This is a genomic window from Alicyclobacillus dauci (assembly GCF_026651605.1).
GTDB lineage: Bacteria > Bacillota > Bacilli > Alicyclobacillales > Alicyclobacillaceae > Alicyclobacillus > Alicyclobacillus dauci.
The window spans coordinates 2,233,285-2,252,543 of record NZ_CP104064.1; the positions used below are offsets into that span (position 1 = coordinate 2,233,285).

The following is a 19,259-nucleotide window of genomic DNA, read 5'->3' on the forward strand; positions in this document are numbered from 1 at the left end:
GTGGATTTCAAGACGCTGTTTCAGAACAAATGGTTACTGGCCATGGCGGGGATCGGTATCTTGCTGCTTCTCGTCGGGTCATTTTTTCCGCCAAAGGCTGACCGACCAGCGTTATCGGAATCGGTGTCGGTGTCTCAAGGGTCACAGCCACAGACGGGTACTGAAAACACGAGCGGCACGAACCAAGCAATGACCGTTGAACAAATTGAGGCTGGTTACGACCAAAACTTGCAGCAAATCCTCTCGCAGATACAGGGAATTCATTCGATTCACGTCATGGTCACGGTTGATTCATCGGGGATCCTAACGGTCGCAAAAAATGATAGTTCAAGTAAAACGGTATCCGGTAGTGGTTCGACGCAATCTACGACAACCAGCCAGTCGGATCAAATATATTCAGGAGGCAATGGCGTGGGAGGAAGCGGTCCGTACGTCCTGTCAACGGTCCAGCCGAATGTCCGCGGGGTACTGGTCACAGTGAGTGCAGATGATTTTGTTGTAGCAAAATCAGAAATCATTGAATCAATTACGAATGTGTTGGACGTGCCTGCATATAAAATTAGTGTAGAGCCTCAAAAGGGAAACTAGATGCTAGACTAGGAGGATATCAAAATGGTAAAACGGCAGACGGTATGGCTTTCAACGATGATGGTGCTTTCACTCATGTTGATTGGTTACTACACCATGAACAATCAAACCAGCACCACATCTGCAACGCCTAGCAATCCAAGCGTATCGACGTCATCAGACACACCAGGTACTGGATCTTCAGCACAGGGGTCAGGCTCGGGTTCGGGGTCAACGACAGGGGATAATTCTACGTCAACGACCACGGGGCCAACTGGAGGTAGTGTGAGCGACTGGTTCACCAGTCAGCAAACGAGTGTCGATCAGCAGATGTCTCAGCAAATCGCCAGCCTCAAGTCTGTGATGGCAAACAATAACGCTTCGTCGGATCAAGTTGCACAAGCTGCAAAACAAGTCGGACAGTTAGAGTCCCTAAACGCCGGTCTGGGTAACGCAACGCAGGCCATCAAGGCAGATGGATTCACCAATGCCGTCATCGTCCCTGACGCGAAAGAACAAAACTTCCAAGTTTATGTGCAAACGAACAACTTGCAAAAAAGCGACGCGATTAAGATTATGAATATCGTCAGCCAGCAACTCGATGTGTCCATGCTGAATGTCACTGTTAAAGCGCATAATAGCTAAGGTGGCGATTTCGTGCCCCGCTGCAAAATGGCAGTGGGGCCTTTCTATTGTCTAGAGATGGCTGTTATCAATATGGTATACTAGGACGAGCAATTTGTAATTGCGCTCAAGGAGTGACCATACGAGTGTTAAAAATCGGTGATATTCGCGAACTGATACGCTTACTTGATGAAACAAGCCTATCTGAAATTCATTTGGAATCTGAAGATGTGAAATTGCATCTAAAGAAACCTGAACCGGAACACACAGTCACATATGCAGCACCAGTTCAGGCTGCTCCGGCAGTCGCCCCACAGCCTGTCGTTCAAGCGGCACCCGCAGCGAGTGGGCAAGCACCGGCCGTGACGAACGAACGTCCTGCAGCCGCAAATGACGAAGGAACACACGTCATTGTGTCGCCCATGGTGGGAACGTTTTATCGTTCGCCGTCGCCTGATGCCCCTTCCTTTACCGAAGTTGGTTCGGTGGTCAACAGCAAAACCGTAGTGTGCATTGTGGAAGCGATGAAGCTGATGAACGAGATCGAGGCGGAAGTGAACGGCGAAGTCGTTGAAGTTCTCGCTGAGAACGGTCAATTGGTCGAATACGGTCAACCGCTGTTCAAAATTCGGTTGTCATAAGGAGCAGATTCGCATCATGTTTAAACGAGTTCTGGTTGCTAACCGCGGCGAAATAGCTGTTCGGGTTATTCGGGCATGCCGTGAGTTGGGGATTGAGACAGTTGCAATCTATTCGTCTGCTGATAAAGAGGCATTGCATGTCAAACTTGCTGACGAAGCGTACTGCATCGGTCCTACGCCTGCAAAACAGAGTTATCTACATATCCCAAGTATTATGTCTGTGGCAACGTTGCGCGGGGTGGACGCAGTTCACCCTGGATATGGATTTCTTGCGGAAAACAGTGACTTCGCAGAAGCGTGTGAAGCATGTGGCATTACGTTTATTGGTCCCAGTCCTCGTGCCATCGACATGATGGGCGATAAAGCGGTTGCCAAGGAGACCATGAAGAAGGCTGGCGTACCGACCGTCCCGGGTAGTGAAGGCCTAATCGATAGTGTCGATCACGCCGTTGAAATTGCTAAGACCATCGGCTACCCGGTCATTATTAAAGCGACGGCTGGCGGTGGCGGTAAAGGGATCCGCGTTGTTTACGACGAGGACGCGCTGCGGCAAGCAGTGGTTACGGCACAACGTGAGGCCGAATCTGCCTTTGGCAATCCTGGGGTGTACATTGAGAAATATATTGAACGGATGCGGCACGTAGAAATTCAGGTGCTAGCGGATCGACATGGCAACGTCATTCATCTCGGGGAACGCGATTGCTCAGTCCAACGACGGATGCAAAAGCTTGTCGAAGAGGCTCCGTGCCCAGTTTTAGATGAGGATACCCGCAACCGCATGGGTGCCGCGGCGGTAGCTGCAGCCCGCGCAGTGGATTACGTGGGTGCGGGTACAATTGAATTCATCTACAGTGAAGATGGTGAATTTTACTTCATGGAGATGAATACTCGCATTCAAGTCGAACACCCAGTGACGGAGTGGGTGACGGGGGTCGACTTGGTTCGGGAAATGATTCTCGCAGCGGCTGGTGAACCGCTGTCAGTTGCGCAAGAGGATATTACATTACGCGGACACGCAATCGAGTGCCGAATCAACGCCGAAGACCCGACACGTCAGTTCATGCCGTCACCAGGAACAATTGGCGCGTATCTTCCGCCGAGCGGGAACGGCGTGCGCGTAGATTCTGCGTGTTATCCGGGATATACGATTCCGCCTTTTTATGACTCTATGATTGCGAAGCTGATTGTTTGGGCGCCCGACAGAGAACAAGCCATTGCACGTATGTTGCGTGCGTTGGAGGAGTTCGAAATCGAGGGTGTAAAGACGACCATTCCATTTCATTTGGCACTTTTACAGAACGAAAAATTTCGACAATCAGACGTATCGACTCGCTTCTTGGAAGAAAATAAAATATTGTAAACGTGTGTTGACAATGTGGGCGTCGCACTGTCGTGGCGACGCGATGTGACAGGCAGCTAGGCCAAGCAGGGACAGTCGGTCATATCACTCGCGGGGCTTGTCATAAAATAAGACGACAACGAGGTCGAGGAGCGTGAGTTACATGGCGGATATGGAATACGAACGAAGTGAGCACGGTACCGTTCACATTGCGGATGAAGTGATTCAAATCATCGCCGGCTTGGCAACAAGTGAAGTTGAAGGTGTAGCTGGCATGAGTGGTTCACTGGCCGGCGGTCTGACAGAGTCGCTCACGGGTCGAAAAAACTTGGCCAAGGGTGTCAAGGTACAGTTTACTGAAGACGACAGAAGCTGCGTCGTCGAAATTTCAGTTGTTCTACAATTTGGTGTCAATATTCCGGATACCAGTTTCCATATTCAAGAGCGCGTGAAGGAGTCAATTGAGAGCATGACCGGGCTTACAGTTGATGGCGTAAATGTGCGCGTTGTCGGGGTCGTGTTTCAGTCGGAAAAGGACAAACTGACCGACGCCGACCACTTTGTCGGCGTGGAGCATAGCCCGCAACTGTAACCCCGAAGTGTGTATGGCGGAGGGATCCTGTGAGCATTTTGGACCGAATTCTTTTATTTTTGTTGGCCTTGGCCAGTTTGTGTTTAGGTGTGATTTTGGCCCTTGTTGGTGCCAATGTCCTTGGGCCGGATACCTTGAGTATGGTGTCCGCGTCCCCGATTAATATCGTGGCCATCGTCGCAGGTGTCATCATTGTTCTCATCGGTCTGCGCTTTCTCTTTTACCGCATCGGACGTCCGCAACTGGCGGACTTCGTCGCGATGACGGGTGAGCACGGACAGATACGCATCTCCTATGACACAATACGCCAGCTTGCAAATCGACGCGGTGGACAAGTAAAAGGGTCTGAAGGGCTTGACACGAGAGTTCGGCCTGGCGAGGATGGTGTAATCGTTCTCGTTCGGATGCAGGTCCTGCCGGACGTAGACATTGCCGCGACGAGTCGTGAGGTCCAGACGGTTGTCAAAGAGTATGTGGAGCACGCCACGAGCATTACTGTGGAACAGGTACTTGTGCACGTGAGTGAACTGTCCAGTTCACAGAAGCAAGGGAAAGTGTGGAGTGGAGCATGAGCTTACTCCGGCGCGCACTGCTCAAATTCTCTCTGTTACCGCGCCGCTATCACGGAATGATCATAGGAGCCGTCTTTTGGCTGTTTTGGATGTTGTTTGGGTTTTGGCGCACGCTGTTGTTGCTCGTCTTAGCGGGTATAGGCTACGTGGTCGGCCGTATCTTAGAAGAGAATCAGTCATGGCGTGATCTTTTGGATAAACTACTCGCAGAACGATTTACGGAGTGAATATATTTGACGCGACACGAAGCAAGACAGTGTGCTCTGCAGGCCCTGTATCAAATCGATATCAGTGACAGCGAAGTACCCGATGCCATCGCATTCGTTTTGGAGGACAAAACGGTTTCGGATAGGGACTTGGAGTACGTGCGTTCACTGGTCGTTGGCACGCGCAATCATTTAATTGAATTGGACGAGCAATTGGAAAAGATTATGGAACGATGGTCAACGGAGCGAGTGGGCCGAGTTGAACTGAACGTTTTACGACTGGCGACGTATGAGTTACTTTACGACGCAACGATGCCGGCGGCGAGTATTCTCGATGAGGCTGTTCGGCTTGCCAAAGGTTATGCCACGGAACAATCTGGTAAATTCGTAAATGGTGTGTTAGCAAAAATGTTGCCTGTCGTTCGACCGGATGAGGCCGTAAAACCGGGTGCAGGTGGGAAGACGGAAGAGGAATGAACACGGTTCTTGGCGTTGATACGAGCAATTATACGACATCATTATGTGCCGTGAGCGCAGATGATGGTAGGTTACTGGCATCTGCGCGCATGATTCTGCCAGTGACGAAAGGGCAAAGAGGGCTTCGACAGTCCGATGCGCTCTTTTTTCATGTTCAGCAACTCCCGACTGTCATGGCTGATTTAATGAAGCAACTTCATGCTGAGACGATTCAACCCAGGTGGACGTCTGTGGGGGTTTCCGTTCGGCCCAGACCATATGCGCAGTCATACATGCCGGTTTTTCAAGCCGGGGCCAGTTTCGCCATGAACTTCGGACAGGCTTTGGGCATCCCGGTCGTTCGAACGTCCCATCAAGAGGGACACCTGGCGGCAGCTGAATACTTTACGCCTATGTCAAGGGGACCTTTTGTCGGTGTACATATTTCAGGCGGAACGTCTGACGTCATGCTTGCAGAACGGACTCATTTTGGTTACAGAATTGCCCTCGTCGGGGCGGGTCTTGATTTGCACGCAGGTCAATTTGTGGATCGCATTGGCGTTCGCCTAGGTCTTCCATTTCCAGCAGGGCCGCATCTGGAGAAACTTGCCGATCAGTTTGACGGACCCGAGGACTTTACCATTCCGTCCGCGGTACACGGGGCTGCGATAAGTTTTTCCGGCCCGCTCAGTGCAGCTCTTCGAGCCATTGATTCACATGTTGCTCCTGGTGAAGTCGCAAGCGCCGTGCAACGTTGTATCGCGGTCAGTGTGGCGAAAGCCGTTGAACATGTCGTGAAAAGTGAAGCGCACACAGTCAAAGACGTCTTGGTGGCGGGCGGTGTGGCGTCCAATGCGTTCATTCGCCGGCACGTAACGGAGCGGTTAGAGCGCCGAATTCGCGGAGCAGTTGTCCAGTTCGCACCGGCTGACTTTGCACGAGACAACGCCCTTGGGGTGGCTCGCATTGCTTTTTTACGCAGGTGACTGGCGTCACTGAATATCTTTTATAATATTCAAGAAAATACATCGGAATTGATAGTTTTTTTATTCGGACTCCTGTATAATGAGGCAAAACTTATACCCTTTTTGGGAACTGCATGTGGAGGAGGCGGCACCCCGATGACGGAAGAGCAGGCTGCTGTAGTGGAACAAGTAACGGACATGCTTATTATAGGCGGAGGCCCAACGGGGCTTTTTGCGGCATTTTATTGTGGAATGCGAAATGCATCTTGCAAAATAATCGATAGTTTGCCGGAACTTGGCGGACAATTAGCCACACTCTACCCTGAGAAGTTTATTTTTGATGTGGCGGGATTCCCGAAGATTCAAGCTCGTGAATTGGTCAACCAACTGATCGATCAAGCGATGCAAAATCAACCTGGCATTCATTTAAATGAAGCCGTACAATCTCTTGTACGTCGGGAAGATGGACTGTTCGAATTACACACAGATAAGTCCGTTCACGTCGGACGTGCTATTATTATCTGTGCCGGCATCGGTGCGTTTACGCCGAGGCCCTTGCCAGCGCCAACGGCTGCAAAATATGAGGGGCGCGGTCTTGACTATTATATTGATCGAATTGACAAGTATCGGGGCAAACGTGTTCTGGTCATCGGTGGTGGCGATTCCGCTGTCGATTATTCGCTCATGCTGGACGAAGTGGCGGCCTCGGTTACGTTGATTCATCGACGTGACCAATTCCGCGCACACGAAGAGAGTGTTCGGCAGTTGCACGAATCTCGCGTTCAGATAAAGACATTTTACGAGTTGGCGGAGGTCCGCGGGGATAACTGGATCGAATCGGCCGTCATCGTTAATAATCAGACGAAAGAGACACAAGAACTCGAAGTGGATTCTATCGTCAGTGGTCTCGGATTCACTGCATCTCTCGGTCCAATCAAAGAATGGGGATTGGAAATCGAAAAGAACGATATTGTTGTGAACAGTCGGATGGAGACAAACATCCCTGGCGTCTATGCCGCGGGTGATGTCGTAACCTACCCAGGAAAAGTAAAGCTCATTGCAACGGGGTTTGGGGAAGCGCCAACTGCAGTAAACAATGCGAAAACGTATATTGATCCGAAGGCGCGCCTCTTCCCTGGGCACAGTACGAGCATGAAGCAGTAACTTTTTTCTGTTATTTGTGTAGGTCTAGTCCGGAGTTCACACTACAAGGTAGTGTGAACTCTTTTTTATGGAGGAGATACAATGCCGCGGGTTCTTGATGGGAAAGTCATTGCCGAACAGGTCAGAGAGAATTTAAAAGACCGCATAGAAAACCTTCGATCTATCGGCATTCAACCAAAGTTGGTCGTTGTGTTGGTGGGAGATGACGCGGCTTCGGCAAGCTATGTTCGGAGTAAGCAACGTATGGCTGATAAACTCGGCATGGCCGGTGACGTACGATTTCTACCGGTGACCGTAACACAAGGAGAGCTAATTAGAGAGGTCGAACAACTCAATGCGGACCCTACGGTCGACGGGATATTGGTGCAGTTCCCACTTCCCTCGCATATTGATACGGAAGCTGTTCTAGCTGCTGTTGATCCGGACAAAGATGTGGATGGGTTTCATCCGTACAACGTCGGACGGTACGCGACCGGATCGCCTGTCATATGGCCCTGCACGACGGCGGGTATTTATGAAATCCTCAAACGAAGTGACATCTCGATTGCTGGCAAGACGGCTGTCATCGTGGGCCGCAGTCAAATTGTCGGATGGCCCACTGGGCAACTGTTGTTGACCCATAATGCGACGGTTATTCAATGTCATAGCAAAACGGAGGACCTCCGGAAATTCACTCTGCAGGCCGATATTTTAGTCGTCGCGGTCGGACAGGCTGGCTTAATTGGCGCAGACGATGTGAGGAGCGGAGCAACCGTCATTGACGTGGGAATCAATCGTGTCGATGGGCGTTTGGTTGGAGATGTCGATTTCGAATCGGTTCAGGAGAAAGCAGGCGCTATCACACCTGTGCCGGGCGGCGTGGGTCCTCTCACGGTGACCATGTTAATGCATAATACTATCGAACTTGCGACGCGGCGCCGAGGTTTGGAGAAATGGGGGAGATGAGAAAGTGAGTACACCTATGCCAAACGGAGTCGAGGCGCAGGTTTTCACCGTCACCCAGTTAAATCGAGTCATCAAGGAACGTCTCGAATCGGATCCTCGACTCGTTCAATGTCATGTCTCTGGTGAAATCTCGAACTTTAAGCATCATTCAAGTGGCCACATGTACTTCACGCTCAAAGACGAACAGAGCCGCATTCGTGCAGTGATGTTTGCAGGTCGCAACCGACGGCTCCGGTTTCGACCCGAGGACGGCATGCGTGTCGTGTGTATTGGTGCCATTGGTGTGTTCGATCGCGATGGGCAATACCAGCTGTACATCGATGACATGCAACCTGACGGTGTTGGCGCCCTGTACATTCGATTCGAGCAGCTGCGAAATCAATTGCAGGCGGAGGGACTTTTTTCGCCGGATCGGAAGCGGCCTTTGCCACCCTACCCGACGCGCATTGGTGTGGTGACATCGGCAACGGGGGCGGTCATACGAGATATCTACACGACCATCGAGCGGAGGTACCCGTTGTCAAAAATTATTCTGGCGCCCGCTGCAGTCCAAGGGACGGAAGCAGCGAAGACCCTGGTACGAGGTTTGCGCCGTTTATGGTCACTGCAAGAAAGCGTTGATGTGATCATTATCGGACGCGGTGGCGGATCGCTGGAGGAGTTGTGGCCGTTTAACGAAGAAATGGTTGCGCGGGCTGTCGCTGCTTCCCCGGTGCCGGTTGTGTCTGCCGTTGGTCACGAGACGGATGTGACCATCTGTGATTTTGTCGCCGATGTTCGCGCAGCGACACCGACCGCAGCGGCCGAACTTGTTGCGCCACATCGCCAGGATATTCACTATCAGCTGGCGCAGGCGGTATCGAGATCGTATGGGGCGGTGACAGGGAAGCTGAAGGGGCATCGACAAAGATTGTCCGACCTTCGCGAACGGCCCGTTCTTCGACAGCCCGCACGGATTATTCAAGTTCATCGACAGTCGGTGGACTACATGGAAAGCCGCGTTCGTGATGGTCTCGTTCGTCCCATGCGACAGGCGACAAAACAATTGGCGGATAGCGAGCGGAGACTGGCGCGGGTGGACTTACACCGCCGACTGGTTACGTTGCGTTACCGCACGCAAACTTTGGCTCAGCAAAGTGCGCAGTTGACGAAGCGACAGATTGAGCAAGGCGGGGCAAAACTGGATCGGCAGATTGCTATGCTCGAAGCCATGAATCCGCTTCGTGTTTTGCGACGGGGATATAGTGTTGTTTATGATGAGGGACAGAACCGCATTATTTCGAGCATCAAAGACTTGCCGCCTGGCAAGCGGATCGACGTGCGCGTTGCCGACGGAACGGTCACGGCACAAGTAACAACCGAAAAGGGGGTATATTCCGGTGGAGAACAAACCAAACTTGACATTTGAGGACGCGATGAAGCGATTGGAGGAAATTGTCCGTCAGTTGGAGGCAGGTGAACTGCCACTTTCTGAGTCGCTGGAAAAGTATCAGGAGTCCATGCAGTTAGTCAAATTTTGTCGTGAGCAATTAGACAAAGCCGAGTTACAGTTGGAACAGCTTTCCTTTGATGACGGCGATGAGATAGCGGAGAAGTCAGTTGTCGGTGAAGTCAGTGACGCAGAGTGAGGCCTTTGAATGACGTCGTATTTAGAGATTTGTAAAACTGAAGTAAATGCATACCTGTCGTCCATGTTTTGGGGAGGGGAACGTGCAGCCCGCCTCTTTGAGGCCATGAACTATAGCCTCCTAACGGACGGAAAACGGTTGCGTCCCGCATTGTGCATGGCGACGGCGGAAAGCTTTGGTGTCTCACGGCAGGAGACGCTGCCGGCAGCAGCAGCCATCGAAATGATTCATTGTTATTCGCTCATTCATGATGATTTGCCGTGTATGGACGACGACGACTTGCGTCGGGGGAAACCGACGAACCACAAGGTTTACGGCGAAGCCATGGCGCTGTTGGCCGGCGATGGGCTTTTAACTGAGGCGTTTGCTCGAATCTCTCGGAGAATGCCAAGCGTGACTGCTGAACGGCAGCTGAGGATGGTTCAACTTCTTGCACTGCGAAGTGGCGCAAACGGCATGGTCGGTGGACAAGCTGTGGACATTGAAATGACCGGTCGCAGTGGGTCGTTGGATGACGTTCACTTCATTCACCTGAACAAGACGGCTCGGTTGATTCAGGCGTCAATTGAAATCGGTGCTTTGTTTCCAGAGTTGACTGAGATACAATTTCGTGCTTTATCCATTTATGGTGAGGCGCTTGGCTTGGCGTTTCAAATGATCGATGATGTCCTTGACGTTGTCGGATCGCGGGAACAATTAGGAAAAACGCCCGGAAAGGACGAACAGGAGAACAAATTAACGTTCCCACGGTTTATCGGAGTTGACGCGACTCGAGAGCGTGCGCGTGCAACGATAGAACGTGGGGAAACGGCACTGAGGGAAGCTGGTATTGCTAGGAGTCCGCTCTTTGAGTTACAGGAACAAATTCTGGAACGGAGTCACTAATCTAACGTACTGTAGCAAGTTATGCAACGCCTGTATGCACTGGAAATAAGGAATTCAGCACGATAACCGAACATATGTTATACTACTTATAGTTTCTTTGTTAACATGATTGGGTGGCGCAGTATTCTAGTCAGCCGTCCGTGCCTCAAGGCGGGGCTAAAAATCCGTCAAAGGGCACATCGATGAAGTTCCTGGTGTTGGCTTGGGGCGCCCAGCCCTGGGCTTATGCTGGGAGTTAAGAAAGTTGGGTAGTCTGCAATGGCATGCGGAACCTAGCCCAGCTTTCGCGGAGGCCCAAGTGCGTGGCTCGCAGTCCACTAGTGGAAGGGTTACGGCTTGGGGTATGAACCTGCATGCGGAGGCAATCTGTGTGCAGCGTAGCCTGCCTTGAGTGGTGCTGAAGGATCCCAGGTATTCAGGCGATATGGCCGTGGCCGCGGTAATATCGTTGGTGCTGGGTGAAATCCGTACTGCAAAAGAGGCTAGGGTGCGGTAACGGCTGCCGCGGAAAACGCCTAGACTGTTCGCTACAAAGTGAGACACCTTGAGGATTATAGTGTGGACTAAGTGGTAATCTAGTCTGACAGTCGGTGACGCTGTCAAGGCACACTTAAAGGGAAACCGCCGAAACGGCGACGTTTTGGTGTGTGCCTGGGAAAACCTACTGGACCTAAGCCACAGCGTTTACTCAAGGCGTTGCCACCCATCTTAACATTTAAGTGAGGTTTCGATGAAGAAATCTGGTCCTAAATCCAATTATAAATTTATTTTGCTAATAGCCGCACTGACGTTACCAATCAGTGCGGTTTTTGATACATCTACCATTTTTTTGAATTCAACAACCTGGTATATCGGTGCTGTCGTCGTCCTGTGCATTGTTTTTGTTGGGGCACTGTTCGATATGTTAGGAATGGCAGCAGCTGCCGCGCGCGAGACGCCCTTTCATGCAATGGCGTCTAAACGTGTATACGGTGCACGCCGTGCTATCACCATCGTCCGCAATGCGGAAAAAGTGTCCAGTATCTGCAGTGACGTCGTGGGGGATATCGCTGGTGTATTAAGTGGAGCAGGGGCACTGGCCGTTAGTGTACAATTGCTCGCGGCCACACATGCTAGCGGATGGAGGGACGAGGCTGTTAAAATTGGACTGACAGCTCTCATTACGTCTCTGACTGTCGGGGGAAAGGCGATTGGGAAAACCGTTGCCATTCACTCTCCGACGCCAATCATCTTGATGGCAGCTCGTATTTGGGAGACAGTTTCATTCGTTAAACGCCGTCCACGCGGGCGGAACAAGTGAGATGGGGTGTCAATCACGCTTTTAGAACATTTGAAAGAACCACAGCAGCTAAAGACATTAGACACTGCTCAACTCATTCGCTTGGCTGAGGAAATCCGAATGTTCTTGGTCGACTCGGTCTCTAAGACAGGTGGCCACTTCGGAGCAAACCTCGGCGTTGTTGAGTTGACGTTGGCGCTACATCGGGTATTCAACAGTCCAACAGATAAAATTGTTTGGGACGTCGGTCACCAAGCGTATGTACATAAATTATTGACGGGGCGGCGAGAGGGTTTCGCATCGTTGCGGCAATTTGGTGGAATGGCCGGGTTCCCTCGCCGGAACGAAAGCGTCCACGACCAATTCGGCGTAGGTCATGCGAGCACGTCCATTTCAGCTGCTCTTGGCATGGCTGTGGCAAGGGATATCGAGAAGAAAGACAATCACGTGGTTGCAGTGATCGGTGATGGTGCGTTAACCGGTGGCATGGCCATGGAAGCTTTGAACCATGCAGGCGATTTGGGAACGAACTTGTTGGTCATCCTGAACGATAATGAGATGTCCATTTCGGCAAACGTAGGGGCGTTGTCGAGTTATTTAACAAAGCTTCGTTCCGATCCGACCTATGCCCGTACGAAGGCGGATGTGGAGCAATTGCTTCGGAAGCTGCCGGCTATCGGAAACAGGCTGACCAATACGCTGGAACGCCTCAAAGACGGCATGAGGACCATGGTCGTCCCTGGACAGTTCTTTGAAGCGTTTGGATTTCGTTACCTAGGTCCTGTTGACGGGCACGATCTTCGGGCATTACTCAAAACACTCGAAGACGCAAAACAGTTGACGGGGCCCGTGCTGCTTCACTTGATCACTCAGAAAGGCAAGGGATACGCTTCCGCTGAAAATGCGCCGGATAAATTCCATGCGTGGCCAAGTCAAAGTAAGGGCGAAAAGAAGACGAAATCGTACAGCCAAATTTTTGGCGAAACCATTCGCGATCTCGCCCGGACAGACAACCGAATTGTTGCGGTTTCGGCGGCAATGCTCCCTGGCACGGGATTGACTGCATTCCAGGCAGAACACCCGAATCGTTGCTTTGACGTCGGCATTGCTGAACAACACGCCACTACATTCTGTGCAGGTCTTGCCACTCAGGGTATGCGACCCGTGTTCGCCGTCTACTCAACATTCCTGCAACGAGCGTACGACCAAGTGATTCATGACGTTTCCATTCAAAATTTGCCTGTAATGTTCGGTATTGATCGTGCGGGACTCGTAGGGGCCGATGGTGAAACGCATCAGGGTGCGTTTGATATTTCATTTCTTCGAACGGTTCCAAATATGACCATTATGATGCCTCGAAACGGTGATGAGCTGAAGCGGATGGTTAAAACCGCACTAACGATCGATGGGCCCTCTGCGGTGCGCTACCCACGTGGTGATTCGCTGGTGGAGGATAATCTCATAGAAGATGTTCAACCGGTTCCCATCGGGCGGGCCGAAGTCGTTCGAGAAGGCAGCCACGTGGCGTTATTTGCTCTTGGGCCGATGGTTGATTTGGCTTTAAAGGCCGCGGATATTTTATTTAACGAGCACGCACTCGACGCGAAAGTCATCAACGTTCGTTTTGTCAAACCGCTTGACAAGAACTTGGTCATCGACACCGCTCAAGTCATGCCACTTGTGACAATTGAGGAAGCGGCTCTGATGGGTGGAATGGGCTCCGCCATTCTCGAATGTTTGGTGGACGCGTCTGTAGCGGCTGACGTGAAGCGGCTCGGGTTGCCGGATAGATTCATACCGCACGGCAGCCCTGCTGATCTTCTGAAGACCGTGGGACTAACTGTTGAGGGAATTGTTCAAGCAGCGCTTTCTGTAGATCACAGGACCAACGCGAGACGACAGGTGAACTAAATGAGCAAGGTGCGGATAGATGTCTTACTCCATGAACGTGGCCTGTATGCAAGTCGTGAAGCGGCCCGACGGGCAGTGATGGCGGGACTAGTCAAAGTCGACGGTGAACGTATGGACAAGCCCGGTACGAAAGTCCATGAGGACATCGTGATCGATGTCACCGTCCCAGAGCACAATTACGTTTCGCGTGGTGGGCTCAAGCTAGAGCGAGCCTTGGAGCGATTTCAAGTATCTGTGACGGACAGAGTGGCCATCGATGTCGGAGCATCGACTGGCGGATTCACCGATTGTCTTTTACAGAACGGAGCGTCACACGTTTTTGCAGTGGACGTTGGCTATGGTCAACTGGCCTGGTCACTCCGTAATGACCCGCGCGTCACGGTGATGGAACGAACAAATTTTCGACATGTGGACGAATTGCAATTTCAACCTACCCCATCGTTAGCCGTCATGGATGTATCGTTTATTTCCACGAAATTGCTGTTGCCGAAACTTGCTGTGGTTTGTACAGAGGAAGCAGATATTATCAGCCTCATCAAACCTCAGTTTGAAGCAGGGCGGGAATCGGTTGGAAAAGGCGGGATAATACGTGACCCACAGGTTCATTATCGAGTTTTAATGGACATGCTGGATTATGTCACGTCTATGGGATGGTCATGCTACGGCTTAGACTATTCACCGATATCCGGCGGCGATGGGAACATCGAATTCCTAGCTTGGTGGAAAATGCAAGGATCAGCACAAGCGTCTGACTGGGAATCAGCGAGCGCAGCTCTCGTCGCGGAAGCCTGGCGGGTACTGGAACATCGGGAAATCACGCTGGAACGATGAATGGGCCATAGACAATCATGTGACAAGACAGGGTGTCTATCATGATGTCTATTTTAGCGGTTGGTACTGGTTGCTTCCTTGTTTGGGTAGTCCTTAAATCCATCGTCGTTCAATTGTTTGAAAAAGATAAGGAGTCATCACTCGAAGGGTTGCCGCAAAAGGCAACGGAGTGGCTAACCGACAATGGGTATGAGATCCTGAAAACCAAGAATGAGGCAAAGTACGTTGCATACACGGGGGATCAGACAATAAGCTATCGCGAGAATGCACACTTTATTGCTCGGAAAAACGGAAGCGATTATGCTGTTTTTGTTGGCTGGGAGACCCCGTCAGACGAGGACATGTGTCAACGCTATTTTCCTCTTTATGTCATCCTTGATGTAAAGGGACTTATTTTCTTGAATTTGACCGACGAATCCGTTCGACATGTGGATTTCACTGTTTACCGATCACGAAGGTTTCGCGTCCGTCAATTCCTCCACAGAGGAATGTGGTTCACAGGTGGTCTGCTCGTCGCGATTTCGTGGCTTCACCGCATGTGAATGGAGGGATATCCTTGCGGAAAATTGCGTTGGTGTACAATCCTAGCAAGCCACAGGCGTGTTCAGTTCGTCAGGAAGTGGAGACGCGGTTAACGGCGGCTGGCATATCCGTTATAGATATCGCTGCGGATAGGGAGACGTCCATTTTAGAGGTCGATCCTGAAATTCGGTTTGTTGAGTTGGCCATGGTTCTCGGTGGTGATGGCACGTTACTGGGCGTTGCCCGGCAACTTGCGCCTTCAAATATTCCATTGCTCGGCATCAATGTGGGCCACCTCGGCTTTCTAACGGAGTCCGAACCCTCTCAATTGGGGCCAGCGATAACCCGGATCATTAAAAGTGACTATAAGCTGGAAAAGCGTATGATGTTGGAAGCATTCGTCTATCGACAGCAAAGTGAAATTGCACAGTTTTCAGCCTTGAATGATGTCGGATTGGGTAAAGGCTCGTTTGCTAGAATGGTGACCGTGGATGTACATGTAGACGACGTCTACCTTGATACATACCGTGGTGATGGCGTGATTATCTCCACGCCCACGGGTTCAACGGCTTATTCTTTATCTTGTGGGGGGCCAATCGTCAGCCCACATTTACAGGTGATGCTGGTGACCCCGGTCTGCCCGCACACACTGTTCTCGAGACCGTGTGTCATTGATGCGAGCCAAACGGTTCGTGCAACCGTACAGGCGACCCACAAGGACGTTGACCTGTCGGTCGATGGCCAAGAAGGAATTCCACTGCAAAGTGGAGATGAAATAATTATTCGAAGGGCGCCATATGAGACGACGCTCGTACGTTGGCCGGATCGTGAATTTTTTTCAGTTCTACGCAGCAAGTTACATAACTCCACAGAGACTAGAACCGTACGCTAATAGGTGGGTGAATTCTCGTGTTGACCGAGTTATACGTTGAACACTTCGTCCTCATCGATTCCCTGCGCCTGAAATTCGGTCGTGGCCTGCACGTGTTTACGGGTGAAACTGGAGCGGGTAAATCGCTGCTCTTAGATGCAACTCGGTTCGTTCTCGGCCAGCGCGCTTCTTCTGGGAGCATTCAACGTGGGGCTGACAAAGCACTGGTGGAAGCTGTCTTCGAAGTCGCTGATAAACCACACGTTATTTCACAGTTGGCGGAGTGGGACATCGATGTGGAGGATGACATGGTCATCGTATCGAGAACCCTTTACGCGAACGGCCGCTCATCGTGCAGGGTGAATGGGCGAAATGTGACGGTACAAATGCTCAGATCCCTCGGCGATGCGCTGGTTGAAATGCAGGGGCAACACGAATCACAATCACTATTAACGAGTCGGTATCAACGAACTCTCCTTGATTTGTTCGGCAAGCATACTAGTCTGTCTCATGCGACGGCTGACGCGTACAGGACATGGAGGAAGCGACAGGAAGATCTGGATCAAGCTCAACTGTCGGAGGGTGAGCGGGCGCGCCAAATTGACATCCTTCAGTTTCAAATCAATGAAATCGAGTCAGCGGACATCACCCCCGGTGAGGAAGACGAGGTTCGCGCGGAACGATCCCGGCTGCTTGCTTTCGGGAAGCTGAAAGGGCATTTGGATATTTTGACCGCTGCGCTAGAGGACCCGATGTACGGTGCAGTGACGCAGTTGGCGACAGCCGAAGGCGAGATCGACGAAGTGATCAGGCAAGTTCCTGAAGCGGAAGAGATCCGAACGCTGCTTCAAAATGCACGGGTAAATACGGAGGAAGCCGCTTTTACTTTGAGTAAAGTCGCTTCAAAGATGGAGGCCGATCCCGATCGGCTTGAGGAGATCGAGAATCGGTTGGTCGTTATTCGCAGCCTTACCCGAAAGTATGGGCCCACCTCGGAAGAAATTCTTACCCATTTACAGAACTGTAAGCAGTCGCTGCGGGAACTCATGGATCATGACGCTCTTGTCGAGTCCCTTGAGCTTGAGGTTCAACAGCACAAGAAGCGGTTTCTGGAGCTTGCAGGTAAGCTCCATAAAGCACGTGTCCGCGCGTCTAAAACCCTCAAGGATGAAGTTCAGAATCGCTTACATCACTTACACATGAACGATGCCCGCTTTGAAATTAAAGTATCTGCGGATGAGGCAAACACGTCCGAAAACGGTTATGACGAAGTGGAATTTTTATTTAGTGGAAACCCTGGTGAACCTCTGATGTCACTACAAAAAGTTGCATCAGGAGGGGAATTGTCGCGCACACTACTGGCGTTGAAAGTGGTTGTAGCGGATCTGGAACAGGTCGATACGTTGATTTTTGACGAAATCGATGCTGGTGTAAGTGGTGAGGCTGCGTATCGTGTGGCGAAGATGCTACGTGAGCTCGGTCGTGATCGACAGGTCCTGTGCGTCACACATGCGGCCCAAGTCGCTGCCGCTGGACATGAGCATTTTCAAATCGTCAAAAATATGGTCGATGGTCGAGCCAAGACAGAGGTTGTTCCACTTTCTGACGTGGACCGAAGAGATGAAGTCGGACGCTTGCTTGGGGCTGTGGTCTCGGACGATACGGCATTCAAACATGCTGATGCACTGTTGGAAAGCTTCCGTAAGGACTCCATCACGCACGTGTAGGTGGGAGCATTTTTGCGTTATAAGACGGCTCCCTGCGGGTACCTTAGAACTACGCTTCAACTGAGGTGCCAAGTCAAGGGGGGAACGCATCATGGCTGGTCGCCTACGTTCGTTGAGACTTATTGGGCTTCTTGCGATCACTGCAACGTGCTTTACGCCAGTTGCTCAGAAACTGGCAAGCACCCCGACAGAGGTCAACATGGCTGCGGGTGACACAGTTTCCATACCAATGGCTGGGGCAAGAGTTTCGTCCTCATCGAATCAGCAAGTGGCAACGGCTTCAAGCGAATCATCCTCTGCGTTGACGGTCACGTCAACGTCGCCAGGCAATGCGGACATTTCTACACGCATCTTCGGACTGATACCTTGGAAGACACATGTTCATGTAACGCCTTCGACAAAAGTTGTTGTCGGTGGCCAGGCAGTGGGGATTCGCTTGCAGTCGAAAGGACCCATTGTGGTCGGGTTTCGGCAACTTGCAGACGGATCGTCACCAAGTGCAAAAGCACATATTCAAGTTGGTGACATGATTATCGCCATCGACCGACACGTCATTCACTCGGCTGCTGACTTACAACGTGCGTTAGAAAACGCAAAAGAGCCTGTGCACGTCACTGTAGAGCGCGGCTCTGTACGCCGAGAACTGGATGTGTCAGCACCAAATCAATCACCTGGTAATCGCCATCAATTGGGATTGTACGTGCGTGATCGGACGGTTGGTGTTGGTACATTGACCTTCTATGATCCACCCCGTCACACGTTTGGCGCATTGGGACATATCATCACGGATACGGATACCGGTCAAGCGGTCGTAGGATCCGGCGGGTTGTACAGTGCGATGATAACGGGCTTAAAGCCGGGCCGAATTGGTTCTCCGGGGGAAAAGCGAGGCACATTTTCGACCTCAAGTGATCAACTTGGTAGAATTGGGCGCAATACACCTTATGGCGTCTTCGGTACAATGATCAAACCGCCCTCATCTTGTGACGTAAATCAATTAGTACAAGTGGCTCTTCCCGAACAAGTACACGAAGGGCCTGCCAAAATGTTTACGGTTGTGCATGGTCAAAAAGTAGAAGCGTTCAATGTTCAAATCGACAATGTGGCGCGTCAATCGGCACCGGCCACGAAGAGTATGATTGTGAAAGTTACAGACCCTCGGTTGCTCGCCGAAACTGGCGGTATCATTCAGGGAATGAGCGGCAGTCCGCTTGTTCAAGACGGTAAGCTCGTCGGCGCAGTCACTCACGTGTTCGTTTCTGACCCCACTCGCGGATACGCTGTATATGCCATGTGGATGGTCCACCAAGCAAAGTTTGACACAGACCTTCAACCTACATTTCATTACTATCCTTTCCTAAATCACAGTAAGCAAGCGGTATGAATTTTATAAATGTGTATTAAAATGGCTAAGGAGTCATCTTTACGAGATGACTCCTTGTCGAATTATGTAGAAACAGTCCAAATCGCCACGAAAAGTATTACATAGATTTGGCAGGAGTGGCGTAGTAACCGTCGAATCCTATACAATGTT

General features: G+C 51.2%; 21 protein-coding genes. All 21 read left to right on the forward strand.

From position 1 onward, the window contains the following. Positions 1–588: a hypothetical protein gene (locus tag NZD86_RS11210; RefSeq protein WP_268046630.1), complete on the forward strand. Its 588-nt coding sequence runs from the start codon at positions 1–3 to the stop codon at positions 586–588. Between the two features lie 24 nt (positions 589–612). Further along, entirely contained in the window at positions 613–1,212 is a 600-nt protein-coding gene (locus NZD86_RS11215) for a SpoIIIAH-like family protein (protein ID WP_268046631.1), read from the forward strand. Positions 1,213–1,337: 125 nt separating this feature from the next. After that, on the forward strand, positions 1,338–1,832 hold the full coding sequence (accB, locus tag NZD86_RS11220; RefSeq protein WP_268046632.1) for an acetyl-CoA carboxylase biotin carboxyl carrier protein: 495 nt from the start codon (positions 1,338–1,340) through the stop codon (positions 1,830–1,832). 13 nt (positions 1,833–1,845) lie between these two features. Further along, positions 1,846–3,192 (forward strand): acetyl-CoA carboxylase biotin carboxylase subunit, encoded by a 1,347-nt coding sequence (gene accC / locus NZD86_RS11225; protein ID WP_268046847.1) that lies wholly within the window; start codon positions 1,846–1,848, stop codon positions 3,190–3,192. Positions 3,193–3,334: 142 nt separating this feature from the next. Further along, positions 3,335–3,763 (forward strand): Asp23/Gls24 family envelope stress response protein, encoded by a 429-nt coding sequence (locus NZD86_RS11230; protein WP_268046633.1) that lies wholly within the window; start codon positions 3,335–3,337, stop codon positions 3,761–3,763. Between the two features lie 29 nt (positions 3,764–3,792). Further along, complete coding sequence (gene amaP, locus NZD86_RS11235) at positions 3,793–4,335, forward strand: alkaline shock response membrane anchor protein AmaP (RefSeq protein ID WP_268046634.1); 543 nt, start codon at positions 3,793–3,795, stop codon at positions 4,333–4,335. Further along, positions 4,332–4,562 (forward strand): DUF2273 domain-containing protein, encoded by a 231-nt coding sequence (locus NZD86_RS11240; protein ID WP_268046635.1) that lies wholly within the window; start codon positions 4,332–4,334, stop codon positions 4,560–4,562. Before amaP ends, NZD86_RS11240 begins: the two co-directional genes overlap by 4 nt. 6 nt (positions 4,563–4,568) lie before the next feature. Next, complete coding sequence (gene nusB / locus NZD86_RS11245; protein ID WP_268046636.1) at positions 4,569–5,018, forward strand: transcription antitermination factor NusB; 450 nt, start codon at positions 4,569–4,571, stop codon at positions 5,016–5,018. Further along, the gene (locus NZD86_RS11250) at positions 5,015–5,983 is read left to right on the forward strand and encodes a Kae1-like domain-containing protein (protein WP_268046637.1); all 969 of its coding nucleotides are present in this window, start codon (positions 5,015–5,017) and stop codon (positions 5,981–5,983) included. Before nusB ends, NZD86_RS11250 begins: the two co-directional genes overlap by 4 nt. A 135-nt stretch (positions 5,984–6,118) precedes the next feature. Then, positions 6,119–7,126: an NAD(P)/FAD-dependent oxidoreductase gene (locus tag NZD86_RS11255; protein ID WP_268046639.1), complete on the forward strand. Its 1,008-nt coding sequence runs from the start codon at positions 6,119–6,121 to the stop codon at positions 7,124–7,126. A gap of 81 nt (positions 7,127–7,207) precedes the next feature. Further along, positions 7,208–8,071, forward strand: coding sequence for a bifunctional 5,10-methylenetetrahydrofolate dehydrogenase/5,10-methenyltetrahydrofolate cyclohydrolase (locus NZD86_RS11260; RefSeq protein WP_268046640.1), 864 nt, complete (start codon positions 7,208–7,210; stop codon positions 8,069–8,071). Positions 8,072–8,075: 4 nt separating this feature from the next. Further along, the gene (xseA, locus tag NZD86_RS11265) at positions 8,076–9,479 is read left to right on the forward strand and encodes an exodeoxyribonuclease VII large subunit (RefSeq protein ID WP_268046641.1); all 1,404 of its coding nucleotides are present in this window, start codon (positions 8,076–8,078) and stop codon (positions 9,477–9,479) included. Further along, positions 9,451–9,699: an exodeoxyribonuclease VII small subunit gene (gene xseB / locus NZD86_RS11270; protein ID WP_268046643.1), complete on the forward strand. Its 249-nt coding sequence runs from the start codon at positions 9,451–9,453 to the stop codon at positions 9,697–9,699. Before xseA ends, xseB begins: the two co-directional genes overlap by 29 nt. 9 nt (positions 9,700–9,708) lie before the next feature. Next, positions 9,709–10,584, forward strand: coding sequence for a polyprenyl synthetase family protein (locus NZD86_RS11275; RefSeq protein ID WP_268046645.1), 876 nt, complete (start codon positions 9,709–9,711; stop codon positions 10,582–10,584). A gap of 829 nt (positions 10,585–11,413) precedes the next feature. Next, positions 11,414–11,884 carry a CNNM metal transporter family protein gene (locus NZD86_RS11280; RefSeq protein WP_268046647.1) on the forward strand — a complete coding sequence of 157 codons (471 nt, stop codon included), beginning with the start codon at positions 11,414–11,416 and terminating at the stop codon, positions 11,882–11,884. Positions 11,885–11,890: 6 nt separating this feature from the next. After that, positions 11,891–13,774, forward strand: coding sequence for a 1-deoxy-D-xylulose-5-phosphate synthase (gene dxs / locus NZD86_RS11285; protein WP_268046648.1), 1,884 nt, complete (start codon positions 11,891–11,893; stop codon positions 13,772–13,774). After that, the gene (locus NZD86_RS11290) at positions 13,775–14,605 is read left to right on the forward strand and encodes a TlyA family RNA methyltransferase (protein WP_268046650.1); all 831 of its coding nucleotides are present in this window, start codon (positions 13,775–13,777) and stop codon (positions 14,603–14,605) included. A 41-nt stretch (positions 14,606–14,646) separates the two neighbouring features. Further along, on the forward strand, positions 14,647–15,147 hold the full coding sequence (locus NZD86_RS11295; RefSeq protein ID WP_268046652.1) for a hypothetical protein: 501 nt from the start codon (positions 14,647–14,649) through the stop codon (positions 15,145–15,147). A gap of 14 nt (positions 15,148–15,161) precedes the next feature. Further along, positions 15,162–16,019 carry an NAD(+)/NADH kinase gene (locus tag NZD86_RS11300; RefSeq protein WP_268046654.1) on the forward strand — a complete coding sequence of 286 codons (858 nt, stop codon included), beginning with the start codon at positions 15,162–15,164 and terminating at the stop codon, positions 16,017–16,019. Positions 16,020–16,036: 17 nt separating this feature from the next. Next, positions 16,037–17,725, forward strand: a complete 1,689-nt coding sequence (gene recN, locus NZD86_RS11305) for a DNA repair protein RecN (RefSeq protein ID WP_268046655.1) — start codon at positions 16,037–16,039, stop codon at positions 17,723–17,725. A gap of 91 nt (positions 17,726–17,816) precedes the next feature. Next, positions 17,817–19,109, forward strand: a complete 1,293-nt coding sequence (gene spoIVB, locus NZD86_RS11310) for a SpoIVB peptidase (protein ID WP_268046657.1) — start codon at positions 17,817–17,819, stop codon at positions 19,107–19,109. The last annotated feature ends 150 nt before the right edge of the window (positions 19,110–19,259 follow it).

Excerpts from the sequence above, each read along its gene's own strand:
- spoIVB (WP_268046657.1), top strand. The coding sequence starts at position 17,817 with ATGGCTGGTCGCCTACGTTCGTTGAGACTTATTGGGCTTCTTGCGATC.
- NZD86_RS11290 (WP_268046650.1), top strand. The coding sequence starts at position 13,775 with ATGAGCAAGGTGCGGATAGATGTCTTACTCCATGAACGTGGCCTGTAT.
- NZD86_RS11275 (WP_268046645.1), top strand. The coding sequence starts at position 9,709 with ATGACGTCGTATTTAGAGATTTGTAAAACTGAAGTAAATGCATACCTG.
- NZD86_RS11260 (WP_268046640.1), top strand. The coding sequence starts at position 7,208 with ATGCCGCGGGTTCTTGATGGGAAAGTCATTGCCGAACAGGTCAGAGAG.
- NZD86_RS11215 (WP_268046631.1), top strand. The coding sequence starts at position 613 with ATGGTAAAACGGCAGACGGTATGGCTTTCAACGATGATGGTGCTTTCA.
- NZD86_RS11295 (WP_268046652.1), top strand. The coding sequence starts at position 14,647 with ATGATGTCTATTTTAGCGGTTGGTACTGGTTGCTTCCTTGTTTGGGTA.
- NZD86_RS11250 (WP_268046637.1), top strand. The coding sequence starts at position 5,015 with ATGAACACGGTTCTTGGCGTTGATACGAGCAATTATACGACATCATTA.
- NZD86_RS11255 (WP_268046639.1), top strand. The coding sequence starts at position 6,119 with ATGACGGAAGAGCAGGCTGCTGTAGTGGAACAAGTAACGGACATGCTT.
- NZD86_RS11230 (WP_268046633.1), top strand. The coding sequence starts at position 3,335 with ATGGCGGATATGGAATACGAACGAAGTGAGCACGGTACCGTTCACATT.
- NZD86_RS11240 (WP_268046635.1), top strand. The coding sequence starts at position 4,332 with ATGAGCTTACTCCGGCGCGCACTGCTCAAATTCTCTCTGTTACCGCGC.